Source organism: Micromonospora sp. NPDC005324 (genome assembly GCF_040607155.1).
Lineage (GTDB): Bacteria > Actinomycetota > Actinomycetes > Mycobacteriales > Micromonosporaceae > Micromonospora > Micromonospora trifolii.
Genome location: NZ_JBEXGE010000017.1, coordinates 138,540 through 154,825, shown reverse-complemented (window position 1 = coordinate 154,825; position 16,286 = coordinate 138,540). Strand labels below are relative to the sequence as shown.

The following is a 16,286-nucleotide window of genomic DNA, read 5'->3' as shown; positions in this document are numbered from 1 at the left end:
GGCACCCACGAGCGACCGCTGAGCACGTCGAGCAGCGGTTGAGTGTCGCGCGGACCGCCGTCGCGTCGTGTGCCGCGCTGATCAGGCGGAGGTACCGGCAACGGCCGCTGCGCGGCCACCACACGCCAACGGTCGAGCGTCCAGCGCACCGTCACCGACTGCACGTACCAGCCACCCGCCAAACCCGTCTCCGGGCCGGCGACCACACCATCGGTCGCAGACCCGCTGAGCGCGCAGAGCAGCAGCCGCGCCGTGACCTCAACGCCCTGCTGCACCCGTGCGTCAACGTCTTCGTCGGGCACCCACACCCGGGCAGCCACGGTCTGGGAGATCCCCTCGCCGTCGGCTGACGGTGAGCCGGCGCCCATCATCTCGGCCACCGCCGGGCCCGAACCGTCGACTGCGATCGTGTCGATCAACGTCTGCCGCTCGACGTCCGGGCGGCCCGCCGCAGCGGACACCGCCACCACGTACGCCGCCGCCGCGTCACCGGCGCCGCGAGGCGTGCCAGCGAAGCCAACTGGCACTCCCCGCACGAGACGGTCGCCGTAGCGCTCAGGCGCACTCGACTCGGGCGCACTCCGCTCGGGTGCGCTCGCGCGGCCCGCAACGAAGACCGCCGCCCCTGCAACCACCATGCAGAGAAGCAGCGAAACTACCGCCGATGCGCGTCCGCCGTCGGTTGCCTTGTAAGTTGCTCCCCGCACGCGGGGCACCCCCTAAATCTCGCTCAGCAGGAAGCCGATGATCGATGTCGCCGACCCCACGACGATCGCCACGAGACCGGCCTTCCACATCATCGATTTGCCTCGATCGCTGATGATGTGCGCGCCGAAGATCGGTCCGATGCCGAACGCGATCGCGCCGGCCGCGAGACCGGCCACGGCGGAAATCACGCCGAGGAACAGCGCGGCATTTGCCAGCTTGTAAAACAGGTCCGAGCGCGGCACCGCCGCCGGGTCAGGGCTGATTCGACCGAAGTCGAAGCCTCCGGACGGCGACGGCGTCGGCGTCGGATCAGGCGCCAGAACGGCCACCACCGAAGGCGCCCGCACCGTCATCACGGCAGCTACCCAATGCACGATCACAACTAGTTCCTCCCCGTGTGAAGTCACCGTCCTCAGGGGACAGGAGCCCCGACGCGTGATGGGCCAGGATCAGCGGGGCAGTGTTCGACGACGATCGAGGCGACCTCGGTCAACGCGGTCCGCGTGGCCTTACTCAACGACCGCGGATCGAGCGGGTCAGGGCGTGCGAGCGCCGGATCGAAGGGCACCCGGACGAGATGCGTCGCCGCCTTTCGCGCCAGGTGCTCGACCGCGCGAACCTCTCGAGCGGTGGAGTGTGTGGTCGTCATGACCACGACCACCGCCGACTCCGCCACCTGATCGAGTCCCGCAGCGCGAAGATGCGCCAGCAACCGCATGGTGTGCTGCAACGCGTCAACGGTCGCGCGGGTCACCAACACCGGCACCGTCGACCATCCCAACGCCCGCCACGTCGGCGTGTTGTCCGCCGCAGGGAGATCGAGCAACGCCATGGCGTAAACCGACCGCAAATGGCCGATCACACCGAACGTCTCCGGCCAGGTAGTTGGGCGCCGCTGTGCCGTCATCTTGCTCTCACCGACCAGAACACGCAGGCCAGTCGGCCCTCGCTGCATTAACTCTTCAGCGACCAGAGGGTCAGCCAACCGCTCCTCCGCAGCCGCCGCATCCCACGTCGATGCGGAGTTGCTCCGGACGACACGATGGCCCAGCCCACCCCACGCACGCCCGGTCGCGTCCATTGCCACGACCGGAGCAGGGCTGGCAAGCGCCAGCACACCACCGAGCGCCGCCGTGAGCGTCGACCGACCGACACCACCGTCCGCAGACGACAGGCTCACCAAGGGACACCCCGACCGCAACGACGCCGCACGCAGCCACAGCGACTCCACCTGACTGCCGCCGCCGAACTCGCGGGGAATCTCCCGCGGAGCCCGCTCCGCTCCCCGCGCCCACCACGGGCCGCTCTGGGCAGCCGCAGCTGGCACGACAGATCGGCCGGGTCCGCCTGGCGGAGCGGGCATCGCCCGCTCCGCCAGCGCCCCCCACTCGCCGGCCTCCGGCACCTCCGATGAGGTCCCGGAGCCGGCGAGGTGGCCTGATCGGTCAGTCGATAAATCTGACACGTCCGCCTCCCCCGAGGGCTTGCCGAACAGCACTGGCCAGCGACGGCAAGACGCCGCCGCGAGCCGGTCCCCCGTTACTGTCACGACCTGGACGTCGACCACACGATCAGGCCAAATCAGAGACCGCATCGCCCGAAGGCGTCACGCCCTCACGAACGCATCACGGGCCTCGCAACCCCCTCCATGGAGGCCGGCCGATGCGCTACCCTCAACCAACCAAAGTTGGCGTGAGACCAACTTTGTGTGGATCGGGCACTGAGAGTCAAGCACAGATCACGGCAGGGTTCCACACAAACTTGGGTTCGGGCCAACTTTAGTTGGAGTCGGGGGGGCACCACGATGCGACAGAACGAGAAGCCACCCAGTGGCCCGAGCCCCGCGCTGATCAGCGAGCGGCTTCAGGAGCTGTACGTCAAGCACCGCCCGAACCACGTCTATAACGACGCCGAGGTGGCCGACGCGCTCAAAGCCAAGGGGCTCCGCATCTCGGCGGAGAACATCCGCAAGCTCCGAATCGGAGCGCACGACAATCCGACAGCCTCCACGCTGACGGCCCTGGCCGAATTCTTCGGCGTCGGTGCGGGCTACTTCCTTGACCCGGCGCCGGTCAGCGCGAAGGTCCAAGTGATGACGCGCTCCATCGAGCAACTATCCGATGGAGCGAGGGAAGGCATCGACGCCATCATCCAAAGCACCCTGAGGATGGAGCAAGCCGCGCGGGAGTCCGCCCAACTCGCCGCCGAACAAGCCCGGCGAGACGCGCACTGATCTCGCTGTCCACAACGCGGCGCAACCCGAACCGGCCGACTCGCCCGCAGCCATAATCTGGCCCGGGCAATCCCACGCCCTCGTCTGCATCGCGACGACACACCGCGCGCTCGCGGCGACTTCGGCTGCCCGCCTGCAGTTGCCAGCCTGCCCGAGTCAAGAGCCGGACCAGCCAATGGTGGTCGCATCTCCACGTACGCCAAAGCCGCAGGTCACCGTCGCCGCCGACACCTCGAAGGCGCATGACGAGCAGGTGCATGCCTGGTCAGAGCTGAGGCTCACCGCTAGCGTCACGAGGCTCCGATGCCAGACGGCGTCAAGAGCCACCGGTGAACGCCACGGCCGGAAAGGGCGTATTGCATGGTAGATCGATGGGCCGTAGAGCGTGCAGTTCGAGACGCTGACTGTTGCCTAAGTCCTTCCGGGCGCCACCTTATCCTGACGCTCTTGACCTGGACCGATACCGCAACCGCAGTGATCCCTCCGCAATTCTCGCCGAGCTTGACAGACCTGGAACGTGCGACAGGTTTGGCCCGCTCCACGATCGGAGTCTGGCTGAATCGACTAGAAAAATTGGGCTGGGTCGTCCGGTTCAGGCCGAAAGTGGAAGACGCTCGCCGCAGAAAGGCGCGGACCGCCTATCGCCTTCGAGTTCCCACGGGGGCAGGGGCTGGTACGGCCACAGCACCACCTCTAGTACGCCAGCCGGACAGATCTAGTACGGCTGCCGGACTGGATCCAAACAACAAACATCGTCCCACCGCGCGCAGCTCATCGAACACCCGCCCAAGTCACTCCTACACCCCAGGAGCCAATGGCTACTGCTCTTATCCCGATTGCGGCAAGTCCGCGCCGCTTCATTGAGCAGATGAAAAGGTCCTTCGGAACACCGCCAAGGCGGACGCTAATGACAGGACGCACAATTAACGGTCGAGTCCCTACTCGCACTTCCATGCCGCCGGCAGATTCCGCGGTGGGGTCCGGCCCCGCAAGACCGGGCCCCACCAGACGACTAGGCTAGGGGGTGCGGCTCATTGGTAAGCGCCGACAGGGCAGCGGCGATTTCCTGCGGTGTTGCTTTCACGTAGGTCGCTGTAGTGCCAGCGTCGCCGCCACTCTCCGAATGACCGGCATAGGCTCGCGCGATAGCGTAGCCAAAGTTCCTTTCCACCCATGTCAAAGTAGTGTGACGTAACCAGTGGGTGCTAATCTGTTGCACGTAGACCCACGGCAGATGCTCGCCGATGCGTACCCACAGATGGTCGTAACGCCGCCGCGTGATGGGCGCACCGTCCCGATAGCGCAGCAGCTGCCCCGCCTCCGTCGCGCCCCGCTCCTCAGCATGGCGTTGCAGGTACCTCATCAGCGTGGGGGAAACTGGTTGCCAACGCACCGAGTCCCCCTTCTCTCGAAGCAGAATCAAACATTGGTCCGGATCAAGGTCAACCGGACGGAGCGCCAAGGCTCCACCGCGCCGACACGCCGTTTCGGTGTGCAACCGCAAGAGCAAGGTGTCGAGGGCCGGATCGTTGCCTGTGCTGGCCGCAACCTCGTTAATCTCGGCCAGCCGCATGTCCGCCACCGCCCGACGCGTGCTTGGCAGACGCCGCGGCTTCGCCACCTTTAACGCAGGGTTGTCAGACTCTGCGATGAACCCATCAGCTACCGCCCTTTTGTAGAGACACCGCAAGGCGGCAATCAGATGCTCCGCCGCACTTCGGCCTCCGCGGGCATTTCGCCGAGCCACAACGTGCGCCTTGACGTACTCCGCCAACTTCTCAATCTCCGACGGCGTGGGCTCGTCCAGCCTGCGTTGCCCCCAGTGTTCCACCACACGGTTCCAGTAGGAGCCATAGGCACGTTGCGTACCTTCCGAGACCGCAGCCGCCACCACGGGAACGTATTCGGCGAAGGTTGGCGCCGGAGGCCGAGTCACGGCGGCCTCCAGAAGGTCGGCAGGGGAGATGCCCATCCGCGCAAGAAGGAGCCGGGCCGCTGCCACCTCAGCTTGACTCGCCGATGCGTTACTCATGCTCGCCCCCGAAGACTGCATCGTGAGCCTGCCCGATCATCTCGTCGAGCTTTGCCGGCGGATGGACCACCAGGCGGTTGCTGGCTGGTTCAGCCACGATGAATACGCGGTCGCCGGCGGCTAGGCCGCACCATTGACGGACCACTGCCGGCAGTCGAACGAAGCCGTACTTCGTCACCTTGAAGACGCCTTGCTTGTCCGCGGATACGACGATCAGCCCTCGATGCTCCCTGATGTTCAATGGCTGCCCGGGGGCCCACTGGAGTTCCCTCATCGCGGTTCGGTCGGCGATTCGACCACGCGAGTCGAGCGTCACCAGTCCATAGAGGGCTGTACGACTTCGGGTGGCGGCAAGGCTGGGAAGCGGTAGTGGAGGACGCCTCATTGCTGCCGCGGGAGAGCCAGGAGCAACGCGCAGGCCGGACGCCGAGCCGGGGAGGACAACGGCGGGGATCACTGAAGAGCCGCCGCGCGTCATCGCGGGGTTCGCCCGACGCTGGTCACTGAGAGTAGTGGCAGGCGGGGTGTCGGATGAGGTTCGGCGGTGGTCAAGCATGCTTGACCACCGCTACGTCAAACGTTGCACAGGTGCTACATAGTTGTGTCCGAGGGGGGACTTGAACCCCCACACCCTATACGGGTACTAGCACCTCAAGCTAGCGCGTCTGCCATTCCGCCACCCGGACCTACTCGTTCAGCCTACCTTGCCGACCAGATGATCTTTCATCCGGTGCTCAGCACAGCGGGCCGCACGGGGAGTTACTGTACACGCCACTCGTGGATCATGCACATCGCCTTCCGGCACCTCTCCCCAAGCGCTTCCGCCGCTGCTCAAGCCGCCTCAAAACGGCCGCGCCGACACACCGTCGGGGCGGTTCCGGGTAGCGTCCGACGGCCCTGTGACGGCAGCATTGCCATGTGTCCCATCCCTCCCCCCTGGCAGCCGCCCAGCACCGAGCCCTCGCCCTGCGCGCCGCGGGCGACCTCAGCGCCGCCCGGCAGCTGCTCGCGGAGGCCGTCGAATCCGCTCCCCCGCCCTACGGTGACGACCATCCCGAGGTGCTGCACACCGCGCACCTGCTGGCACGGCTGCACCGGGAGGGGGACGACCCGCTCGCCGCCCGCCGGGTGCTGGAGGAGGCGTTCGCGGCGGGCGAGCGGCGCTGGGAGCACTCCGACCCGCTGATGCTCGCTCTCGCCTTCGAACTCGCCGAGGTAGCGGAGGAGCTCGGCAACCGGCACGAGGCCCGCCGCAACTACACCCGCGTCGCCACCGCCGGGCCCGCCGCGCTCGGGGAGAACCACCCGGCGGTACGCGCAGCCCGCGACTACCTTGGCCCACCCCCTACGACGCCGGGCGAGCAACACCCCGCGCCGACGTCCGGTCCGGCCCCGGGTGCCCCGGTGACCGAGTCGGGTGCCCGGTCGGCGCTGTCCGGCCCGACCCTGTCGCTGGCGACCCTCGCCGCGATGCGGCCCTCCGCCGGTGGCACGCCGCCCGCCGTCTCACCCTGGGCGCCGCCGCAACCGCCGGCCGCGCCCCCACCAACCCCTTCAGCGGTACGCGCACCCGCGTCGCCCAGCAACGCCACCACGGCATCGTTTACCGCCCCTCGGGCGACGCCCGTTCAGCCGGCAGCTTCCTCGGTCGCGGCGGCGCAGCCCGGCCCGCCGACGGCCGCACCTCCTGTGATGGCGCCCCGTCAACGCGCCGACGAGCAGCCGTCCGGCCCGTCCCGGCCAGCGGTCGGTCCGATGCCCCGGCCGGGGGTCGAGAGCCCGCCGACAACGCCGCCCGCGCAGAGATCACCACACCGACCGCCGACCGGACCAACCGTGGCACCACGTCAACGACTGGCTGACCATGCGACCCCTCCGGTGGCTGACGTGCCACCCTCGTCGACACCAACCGCGCCGGCGTCGACCGCCCCGGCGTCGACGCCGGCGGCGCCGGCGCCTCGCTGGGACGACCCCACGATCCGGGTACGGCAGATCGAGCCACTGTTAGCCGAGGAGGCCGCCCGGCCAACCGCGCCAACCGAATCGCACAATTCGTCCGGTGCCGAGGCGACATCACCGGGCAGGCCCTCCCCGATCGTTGACCACCCAGGGCCGGCGCACCCGTCGAGCGGACCACCGGCCCAGCCCATCAGCGCACCGCTGGCGACCCCACATCCGACCTCCGCGCCCCCCAGCCAGCCGCACCCGGTCTCGGGACCACCGGCACAGCCATACCCGGTCTCCGCACCACCCGGCTACGGGCCACCCGTCTCCGCACCACCCGGCTACGGGCCACCCGTGTCCGGACCGCCCGGCTACGGGCCACCCGTGTCCGGACCGCCCGGCTACGCCCAGCCGGTGTCCGCACCACCTGGGCACAGCTACCCGGTGTCCGCGCCGCCCAGCTACGGCCAACCCGTGTCCGCGCCGCCCAGCTACGGCCAACCCGTTTCCGCGCCGCCCAGCTACGGCCAACCCGTTTCGGCACCACCTGGGCACACCTACCCGGTGTCCGCGCCGCCCAGTTTCGGGCCGCCCGTCTCGGGGCCGCCCTACGGACAACCCGTCTCCGCGCCTCCGGTGAGCGCACCACCCGTGCCACCGTGGGGGTTGACCGCACCGCCCTGGAGCAGCAGCGCCCCACCGCAGCCCCTGCCAACTCCAGGTGCCGACTCCGCCGCCCAGACCACGACGCCTACGCACACCACGGCAGCTGCGCAGGCCTTCACCACCGGGCAGAACACGTCCGCCGGGCAGAACGCAGCCGCAGAGCAGACCATGATGGACGCGGGTGGCACCGGTGCCGACGGTGACTCCGGGCTGGGCATCCTCGACGCCCCGGTGGTGCCGACTCAGCGGGCCCGTAGCGCGCTGTCCGACCAGACCGTGGTGTTGCCGTCCGTTCCGGCGCAAGGCGGCCCGTTTGGGGTCGAGGCCAGTCTGGGCTGGTCCGCCACCGCCCAGCCGACCCCGACGGCCGCGCAGGCGAACCCCACCGCCGCGCAGACGCACCCCACAGCCGCGCAGACGCACCCCACAGCCGCGCAGGCGAACCCCACGGCCGCCCCGGCACACCCGAGCATCGCTCACGCAAGCCCCACCGCCGCGCAGCCGAGCCCCGTCGCGCAGCCGGCCTGGTCACCGGCTGTCAGCGCCGACTCGACGCTGGCGCCGCCGGCCGCACCACCACCGGCTCAGCAGTACCACCATCAGCCGTACCCGACCCAGGACCAGCACCAGGCGCCGTACCCGGGCCAGCAGTACCACCCGGCGCCGGACGCGTACCGGTCGACGTACGCCGATGAGGGTGGGTCGACGGGCCGCAACCGGGCGGTGTTGATCGGCGCGGTCGTGGCGGCCGGGGTGGCCGTCGCGGCGGTGGCGGGCCTGGGTGCGGTGGTGCTGACCCGCGACGATCCGCCGCCGACCGGGACCGCGCCGACGGCCGCGGCACCGACGACGGCCGGACTTCCGCCGGGAGACCTCGAGCTGCGCGACAATTCGGCCACGATCACGTTGACCTGGACGGACCCGACCGGCGGTGCGGTGCCGTTCATGGTCGCCGCGGGCAGGGCCGGGCAGGCCCTGGGTGTGATCGCCACCGTGGACCCGGGGCGGACCAGCTACACGGTCAACGGGTTGAACTCCCGAGTGGATCACTGTTTCACCGTGTTGGCTGTCTACTCCACTGACAGCTTTGCGACTTCCGGGCAGGTCTGCACCGCGCGGGAGCGCACGGCCACGTCGAGCGGGGAGCCCTCCGGCCGAGCGTCGCCGCGCTGAGTCGAGCCGCGAACCGCGCCGAGTGGAGCGGGAACCGGGCTGAGCTGGACGTCCACAACGCACACTCTCGGTATCCACAGGGGTGACGGTGCGGGTTCCCCCGCCACCACCAGCGCCATATGATGGCACCCGGCTCAGGGGAGGGGTCGCCGGAAGGCGCGCCACCTGCCACGACTCAGGGGAGGCAGCCGGCTGTGGCCAGCATCGACGACGCCGTACAGACCGAGGCCCCCCGCTCCCGGTCCCGGCTGCGCGGCGGGCTGGTGACCGTCGGCACGGTGGCCACGCTGCTGGCCGCCATGGGGCTGACCGTCCTCGGGTTGGGTGCGGCGGACAACGCGGTGGCCAACTACGACGCGAGTTCCTGGCTGTGGAGCGCGGCGCGCAGCGAGCTGGCCCGGGTCAACGGGGTCACCGCCCGGGTGGACACCCGCACCGAGATCCCCGGCGCCCGGCAGCATCCGATGCAGATCACCCAGACCGACCGGCTGCTGATCCTGCGGGACCTGCAGACCGGGCAGGTCAGCTCCCTGGACCTGGCGACCCTCCAGCTCAGCGCGACCACCCGGACCACCCCCGGCCTGGGTGTGAGCGTGGCCCTGCACGAGGACGCGGCGTTCGTCGTCGACGCCGTGCAGGGCATCGTCCGGCAGCTCGACCCGCGATCGTTGACCCCGGTCGGCGAGCCGGTGCGCTATCCGCCGGGCATCACCGGCGGCACCTTCGACGGCAAGGGTCGACTCTGGATCGCGGTGCCCAGCCAGGGCACCGTCTCGGCGATCACCGCCGCCACGCTGCCGTCCGCGCCGGCGTCAGCCGCGCCCGCGGGTGCCGGGCTCACCCCGCGGCAGGTCGAGTCGTACGACGTCGCCGACGCCAGCCACGAGCTGGTCGTCTCCACCCTGGACGACGGGGTGGCGGTGCTCGACCGGACGGCCGGGAAGCTGGTGCGCGTGCAGCACGGCGAGGTGCACCCGACGCCGCTGACGCTGTCCGGCCCGGCGGCGCTGCCCGCGCGCACCAGCGGCCCACGGGTGCCGGTCACGGTGACCGCTGACCGGCGGGTGCTGCTGGTGGGTGACGGTGGGCAGGAGAGCGGGTTCACCGTGCCGGGTGAGGGGGACCGGCTCAGCCCGGCGGTGGCCTGGGCGAACCGGTTCTACTGCGCCGACGAGGCCACCGGCACCATCTACTCCTTCGACGCGGCGGGTCAGCTGGTCGAGACCATCCGCGGGCGGGCCAACGGGCCGCTGGAGTTGGAGGTCCGGGAAAATTACCTGTTCATCAACTCCCCCGACTCGGCGACCGCCCGGGTGGTGGACGACAAGCACCAGGTGCGCGAGGTCAACAAGTACGCCAACGACGTGCTCGGCGGCGACCCGCCGCCGGTTCCCCCGCCGCCGCCTCCGCCCAAGAAGCCGCGGGTGGGTAAGCCGAGCGCGCCGCGCAGCGTCACCGCCTCCGCTGGCAACGCCCAGGCGCGGGTGAGTTGGCGCCCGGCCGCCGCCAACGGCGCCGAGATCATCAAGTACGTGGTGGCGGGCGCCGGGCAGCGCCTGGAGGTGGGCGCGAACCAGCGTGCGGTGGAGGTCAAGGGTCTGACCAACGGCGAGACGTACCGGTTCGCGGTGCACGCCGTCAACGCCAAGGGCGACGGCCCGCCGCGCAACAGCAACCCGGTGACACCGACCGCGGCGGTGCCCGACCCTCCGGCGAGCGTCACCGCACAGGAGCGGCCGGACGGCACTGTCCTCGTCAGGTGGCCGGCGGCGAACGGGCAGGGCAACACCATCGCGAGGTACGCGGTGACGGCCAGTTCGGCGGGGACGAACGCGCCGGCCGGCGAGTCGACCAAAACGGAGCTGGTGGTGCCCGCCGGTGAACTCGAGTTCGGCACCCAGTACGCGTTCACGGTGGTGGCGGTCAACAGTAAGGGCGCCGGGTCGGCGGCCTCCCCGGTCAGCAACACCGTGGTGCCGTTCGCGGCGCCCGGTCGGCCGCTGGACCTGCGCGCCGGCACCGTCGCCAACCAGCCGGGCGCGGTGAACGTGCAGTGGGCGCCAGCTGAGGCCAACGGTCGGCCGGTGACGAAGTACCTGGTGGACGTCGGTGGGCGGGTCAGCGAGGTGACCGACACCCGCACGACCGTCACCGGGCTGGGCAACGGCCAGAATGTCGCGGTGAAGGTGAAGGCGGTCAACGAGGCGGGGCCGGGCCCGGAGGCCACCGCCACCGCCCGCACGGTGGCCGAGCCGCGGGTCACGGTTACCGGCTCGTCGTCGACGGCCACCGGGGCGACCGTCACGTTCACGGTGGACGCGGGTGGCGGTCAGGCCACCTGCACCCTGACCACGACGGGCGAGCCGGCGAAGGCCGGGGCGTGCTCCAGCATCACGATGACGGGCCTGACGCCGGGCACGAATTACACGTTCACGGTGACGGCGAGCAACGCCGCCGGCAAGGGCACCGCGAAGAAGGCGCAGGCAACCCAGCCGCTGTTCGGGGTCGCGACCTGCCGCAACGGCGCGTCCGGGCCCGAGTCGACCTACTGTGACCGGGACCGGGAAGGCCGCAACGGCAACGAGATCTTCTCGGTCGCCCGGCAGGACAACGACAAGCAGGTGGGTTGGGCAAAGCCTGGCAGCCGGCTGCAGGCGTACTGCAAGAAGTCGGGCGAAGAGGTCTACGCCTACATCTACAACAGCAACAAGCGCAGCACCTGGTGGGTGCAGGTCAACTACAAGGGGAAGAACTACATCCCCTGGGCCTGGCTCAACCTGGAGGGCGGCGACACCATCAACGTCCTGCCCACCTGCTGAAACACCAGGCGAGGAGCACCACCGACCGTGAACACGCACGAGCCGCTCACCCAGCCGGAGGTGCAGGGCTTCGCCGCCCTGGCCGCCCGGCTGGCCGAGAACGTCAACGCGGTGGTGCTCGGCAAGCCGCAGGTGGTGCGGCTGGCGCTGACAGCGCTCTTCGCCCAGGGTCACGTGTTGCTGGAGGACGTGCCGGGGGTCGGTAAGACGACCCTGGCACGGGCCATCGCCGCCACGGTGAAGGGCGAGTGGCGGCGCATCCAGTTCACGCCCGACCTGCTCCCCTCGGACGTGTCCGGTGTGACGATCTTCAACCAGGCGACCCGGGACTTCGAGTTCCATCCGGGGCCGGTCTTCGCCAACATCGTCATCGCCGACGAGATCAACCGGGCGTCGCCGAAGACCCAGTCGGCGCTGCTGGAGGTGATGGAGGAACGGACTGTCACTGTGGACGGGGTCCGGCACCCGGTGCCGTCGCCGTTCCTGGTGGTGGCCACGCAGAACCCGGTGGAGATGGACGGCACCTACCGGCTGCCCGAGGCGCAGTTGGACCGTTTCCTGGTGAAGCTGTCCGTCGGGTACCCAGACGAGGCCGTCGAGGTCGAGGTGCTGCGCGGCGCGACAGTGCGCTCCCCCGAGGCGCTCGCCCCGGTCACCGACACCGCCACCGTCGGCGAGATGGTCCGGATGGCCCGCCGGGTGCACATCGCCGAGCCGCTCTACGCGTACGCGGTCCGGCTGGCCGCGGCCACCCGCACCCACCCGCAGGTACGCGTCGGGGTCAGCCCCCGGGGCGTGATCGCGTTGACCCGCGCGGCGTGCGCGTACGCGCTGATCGACGGGCGGGGCTGGATCATGCCGGAGGATCTGAAGGCGCTCGTCGAGGCGGTGTTCGCCCACCGGCTGCTGCTCACCCCGGACGCCCAGGTGCGCGGGATGACCCCCGCGGAGGTGCTGCGCCAGGCCGTCGCCTCGGTGCCGGTGCCGCTGCCGTCGGGGCAACCCGCTCCGGTGCAGGGCTGACCGGCAGCAGCGCGATGGGGATCACCGCCCGTGGGGTCGGGCTGCTCGTCGCCGCCGTGGTGCTGCTGGGGGCGGGGTTCCGGTTCGCGTACCCCGAGTTGACGCTGCTCGGCGCGGCGGCCGGCGCGGCCGTCGGCTACGCCGCGCTGGTCGCGGCCTGGCGGCCCCGGCTGACGGTGACCCGACGCGCGGACCCGGACCGGGTGGCGCGCGGCGAGCCGGCGAGCATGACGGTGACAGTGCGCAACACCGGGCGGCTGCGCTCGGCGAACCTGCTGGCCGAGGACCGGTGCGGGGAGCGGACCGTGCCGGTGCCGGTGCTGCGCCTGCGGCCCGGCCGGGACACCGAGGTCCGCTACGACGTGCCGACCGACCGTCGTGGGGTGGTGCCGGTCGGTCCGCTGCGGGTGACCCGACGCGACCCGCTGGGGTTGGTGGCGCTGGCCCGCCCGTACGGTGCGGCGGTGCCGGTCTGGGTGCACCCCCGCATCCATCCGCTGACGGCGGTGCCGCGAGGCTCGGGGCGCAGCCTCGACGGCCGGGTGGACGGGGTCCCGCACGGGTCGATCACGTTCGACTCGCTGCGGGAGTACGTGGTCGGCGACGAACTGCGCCGGGTGCACTGGCGCACCAGCGCCCGGGTGGGTGAGCTGATGGTGCGGGAGAACGTGGACACCAGCCTGCCGCGCCTTGTCGTCCTGCTGGACAACCGTGCCGCCGCGCACCCGCAGCGGGTCGGCGGGGTGGCGCAATCGTTCGAGTCGGCCTGTGAGGCGGCGGCGTCGATCGTCACCGCCGCGCACCGCGCCGACCTGCCGGTGCTGTTGCTGTTGGCCGCCGCGGAGCCGGCGGAGCCGACAAAGCCGGCGGAGCCGGTGGAGCCGGCGCAGGTCGGCGAGGCCGACGGCGCGCTCGGGCCGCTGGACCGGCTCGCCGCCGCCGATCTGTCCGCCGACGGCGATGCGGTGCGGGCGGCCACCACCCGGCTGCGGCAGGACCGGCTCGGCGACACGTTGATCTTCCTGACCGGGCCGGGTGGCCGGGACGAGTTGGGGCACGTCGGGGCGCTGCGCGGGGCGTACCCGTCGGTGATGGTCGCTGTGTTCGGCGCGGCCGAGCCGACGCCACCGGGCACCGCCGGCCTGGTGGTCGTCGACGCGGCGGACGGCGCGCAGTTCGCCGCCGAGTGGGACGGGGTACGCCGGTGGTGACGAACGCCGTGCGGGTGCTGCGGGCGGCGGTCCTGCCGCTGGCGCTGATCGGGCTGACGGCGCTCGCCGGGGTGGTGCTCGGCCGGGTGTACGCCGGTGGCCTGCTGACCTGGCTGGTCGTCGGCGCGGCGGCGGGTTCGGTGCTGGTCAGCGTTGCCGCCCGAAGGCTGCCGTCCTGGCTGGTGGCGCCGGTGTCGGTGGCCGCCATGGTCGGCTGGACACTGTGGTCGCTGCGGCTGGCCGCCACCCGCGCCGAGTTGCCCGGCGGCCTGCTGGAGGTCACCGCGGACGCCGCCCGTAACGGCATCCCCCGGCTGCTCACCGCGATGATCCCGGTGGAGCCCACCCCGGACACGGTGCTGGTGCCGGTCGTCGCCGCCTGGCTGGCCGGGCTGACCGGCGCGGAGGTGGCGCTGCGCACCGGCCGGGTGCTGCTGGGTTACCTGCCGGCGGCGGGGCTCTACGCCGCCGCCCTCTACGTGGTCGGCCCGAACGCCGAACCGGCGATGGGATCGACGGTGGTGTTCGTCGCGGTCGCGGCCCTCGGCCTGGCCACCCCCATCCGCACGACGCCGGGCGGCGGCGATCCGACCGCCGAGTTGACCCCCCGGGTACGCGCGGCGGTGCGACTGCGGCTGGCCGCCAGCGCGGCGCTCGGGGTGGCAGTGGTGGTCGGGCTGGTGGCGTTGCTCGGCCCGGTCGTCGCGGAGCAGGTCGACGGCCGGCCGGTGGACCCACGCCGGTACGTGGAGCCGCCGCGGGTGCAGACGCTCGACGAGAACCCGTTGATCCGGATCTCCGGCTGGGCGCTGCACCCGGAGCAGAAGCTCCTCGACGTGAGCACGCAACGCCCCGACGCCCCATCCGCCGACGCGCCGCCCGAGGCCGACCCGGCGGCGGACACCGCGCGCAGTGTGCGGATCCGGTTGGCGGTGCTCAGCGACTACGACGGGGTGACCTGGCGCGTCGGCGCGACGTACCGCAACGCCGGTCGGATCCTGCCGGCCGCGACAGCGGCCCGGGACAGCACTGTGCGGACGGTCCGGCAGCAGATCAGCGTGGCCGAGTTGAGCGGTCGGCTGTTGCCCGCCGTGGCGACGCCCCGGGAGGTCAGTGGGGCGCGGGTGGCGTACGACCCGGCGAGCGGGACGCTGATCCGGCCGGAAGGGTTGACGCCGGGGCTGCGGTACTCGGTGACCTCCGCCGAGGAACGCCCGGACAACAACCTGTTGGCCAGCGCGAACGTGCCCGCCGGCGAGGAGGTGGCCCGGGTGCTGCGGGTCGCGGACGGGGTGCCCGACCCGATGCGCCGGTTGGCCACCCAGCTCGCGGAGGAGAACGGGGCGCCGTTCGCGCGGGCGTCGGCGATCGAGCAGTTCCTGGCCGAGCACTACCGGGTGGTGGCGGACGCCCCGAGCGGTCATGCGTACCCGAATCTGGGTTTTTTCCTGTTCGGACCCCGCAACGGCGGCGGGCAGGAGGGCACCTCGGAGCAGTTCGCGGCGGCCTTCGCGGTCCTCGGCCGGCTCTCCGGGCTGCCCACGCGGGTGGTGGTGGGGTTCCGGACCAGCGGGCAGGGGCCGGTGCTGGCCGGCGACGCGTACGCCTGGCCGGAGGTGCTCTTCGACGGGCTGGGGTGGGTGGCGTTCGACCCGCTGCCCCGCCCCGACGACGAGCCGCGACCGGTGGAGGAGGACTTCCGCCCGACGCCGGAGGACCCACCGCCCTCGGAGGCGCCGGCGCCGACCGCGGAGCCGAGCGCCTCACCGGAGCCGGTGGCCGCGCCCGACGCCCCGCCCGGCCCGGACGGGGTCTCCGCACCGGTGCTGGTCGCCGGCGGCAGCGGCGGTCTGCTGCTGGTGGTGGGCGCACTGCTGCTCACCCTGCTGGCGATGCGTCGTTCCCTCACCCGCAACCGGCTCGTAGGGGGCGACCCGGGTCAGCGCATCGCCGGCGCCTGGCGGGAGGTCACCGACGCGCTCCGGCTGGCCGGCAGACCGGTCGGGGACGACCTGGCCGCCACCGAGGTGGCCAGGCACGCCCGCCAGGCCCTCGCCGACGCCCGAGCGCGCACGACCGGCGACGACACGACCGCCGACCCGGACACCGCCGCGCCCGCCAGCAGCATGGCGGCGGCGGACGCGTCCGGCCCGGCGGTCGACGAACTGGCGGCCCTGCTCAATCAGGTGGGCTTCGCCCCCGGCGCCGCAACGCCCGACCAGGCGGCTCGCGCCGCCGAGGTGGCCACCACCTACGTGGCCACCCTGCGCTCCGCGCGCCCCTGGTGGCGCCGCCTGCTCTGGTCCGTGCACCCCACTCCCCTGCGCCACGCCCGCCGCTCCCCGCGTTGATCAAGAGCTTTGCGTCGACGGCGGGCCCCCTCCTGACGCAAACTTCTTGATCACCGACAGCAGGGGCGGTGGCGGCGGGGCAGCGGGGGGGAAATTCGTTGGCCCGCGCACCGCACAGCGGTGACC

General features: G+C 71.6%; 11 protein-coding genes and 1 tRNA gene. 6 read left to right on the top strand and 6 right to left on the bottom strand.

What is annotated here, in order from left to right:
* The 3 genes from ABZS40_RS19365 to ABZS40_RS19355 form a co-directional block, all read right to left on the bottom strand.
* Positions 1-527 (bottom strand): hypothetical protein (locus tag ABZS40_RS19365; protein WP_354944579.1); only part of this gene is annotated, 527 nt, incomplete at its 3' end.
* Positions 528-719: 192 nt separating this feature from the next.
* Positions 720-1,088, bottom strand: coding sequence for a hypothetical protein (locus ABZS40_RS19360; protein WP_354944578.1), 369 nt, complete (start codon positions 1,086-1,088; stop codon positions 720-722).
* Positions 1,089-1,120: 32 nt separating this feature from the next.
* Positions 1,121-1,888 (bottom strand): hypothetical protein, encoded by a 768-nt coding sequence (locus ABZS40_RS19355; RefSeq protein WP_354944577.1) that lies wholly within the window; start codon positions 1,886-1,888, stop codon positions 1,121-1,123.
* 624 nt (positions 1,889-2,512) lie between these two features.
* Between ABZS40_RS19355 and ABZS40_RS19350 the strand changes: the two genes are divergently transcribed.
* Entirely contained in the window at positions 2,513-2,941 is a 429-nt protein-coding gene (locus ABZS40_RS19350; RefSeq protein WP_354944576.1) for a hypothetical protein, read from the top strand.
* Positions 2,942-3,953: 1,012 nt separating this feature from the next.
* On the opposite strand, the gene ABZS40_RS19345 is transcribed toward ABZS40_RS19350, so the two are convergent.
* From ABZS40_RS19345 to ABZS40_RS19335, 3 genes are all read right to left on the bottom strand, one after another.
* The gene (locus ABZS40_RS19345; RefSeq protein WP_354944575.1) at positions 3,954-4,913 is read right to left on the bottom strand and encodes a tyrosine-type recombinase/integrase; all 960 of its coding nucleotides are present in this window, start codon (positions 4,911-4,913) and stop codon (positions 3,954-3,956) included.
* 52 nt (positions 4,914-4,965) lie between these two features.
* Positions 4,966-5,289 (bottom strand): AbrB/MazE/SpoVT family DNA-binding domain-containing protein, encoded by a 324-nt coding sequence (locus ABZS40_RS19340; protein ID WP_354944574.1) that lies wholly within the window; start codon positions 5,287-5,289, stop codon positions 4,966-4,968.
* Positions 5,290-5,575: 286 nt separating this feature from the next.
* Positions 5,576-5,659, bottom strand: a tRNA-Leu gene (locus tag ABZS40_RS19335).
* A gap of 232 nt (positions 5,660-5,891) precedes the next feature.
* Between ABZS40_RS19335 and ABZS40_RS19330 the strand changes: the two genes are divergently transcribed.
* The 5 genes from ABZS40_RS19330 to ABZS40_RS19310 all read left to right on the top strand — a co-directional run bounded on the left by ABZS40_RS19330 (position 5,892) and on the right by ABZS40_RS19310 (position 16,160).
* Complete coding sequence (locus tag ABZS40_RS19330) at positions 5,892-8,756, top strand: tetratricopeptide repeat protein (RefSeq protein WP_354944573.1); 2,865 nt, start codon at positions 5,892-5,894, stop codon at positions 8,754-8,756.
* A gap of 194 nt (positions 8,757-8,950) precedes the next feature.
* Positions 8,951-11,575: a fibronectin type III domain-containing protein gene (locus ABZS40_RS19325; RefSeq protein ID WP_354944572.1), complete on the top strand. Its 2,625-nt coding sequence runs from the start codon at positions 8,951-8,953 to the stop codon at positions 11,573-11,575.
* 27 nt (positions 11,576-11,602) lie between these two features.
* Positions 11,603-12,598 carry a MoxR family ATPase gene (locus tag ABZS40_RS19320; RefSeq protein ID WP_112583044.1) on the top strand — a complete coding sequence of 332 codons (996 nt, stop codon included), beginning with the start codon at positions 11,603-11,605 and terminating at the stop codon, positions 12,596-12,598.
* 14 nt (positions 12,599-12,612) lie between these two features.
* Positions 12,613-13,809, top strand: a complete 1,197-nt coding sequence (locus ABZS40_RS19315) for a DUF58 domain-containing protein (protein ID WP_354944571.1) — start codon at positions 12,613-12,615, stop codon at positions 13,807-13,809.
* Positions 13,803-16,160, top strand: coding sequence for a transglutaminaseTgpA domain-containing protein (locus tag ABZS40_RS19310; RefSeq protein WP_354944570.1), 2,358 nt, complete (start codon positions 13,803-13,805; stop codon positions 16,158-16,160). Before ABZS40_RS19315 ends, ABZS40_RS19310 begins: the two co-directional genes overlap by 7 nt.
* Positions 16,161-16,286 lie beyond the last annotated feature (126 nt).

Coding starts and splice junctions, on each gene's coding strand:
- ABZS40_RS19350 (WP_354944576.1), top strand. CDS start 2,513: ATGCGACAGAACGAGAAGCCACCCAGTGGCCCGAGCCCCGCGCTGATC.
- ABZS40_RS19345 (WP_354944575.1), bottom strand. CDS start 4,913: ATGGGCATCTCCCCTGCCGACCTTCTGGAGGCCGCCGTGACTCGGCCT.
- ABZS40_RS19315 (WP_354944571.1), top strand. CDS start 12,613: ATGGGGATCACCGCCCGTGGGGTCGGGCTGCTCGTCGCCGCCGTGGTG.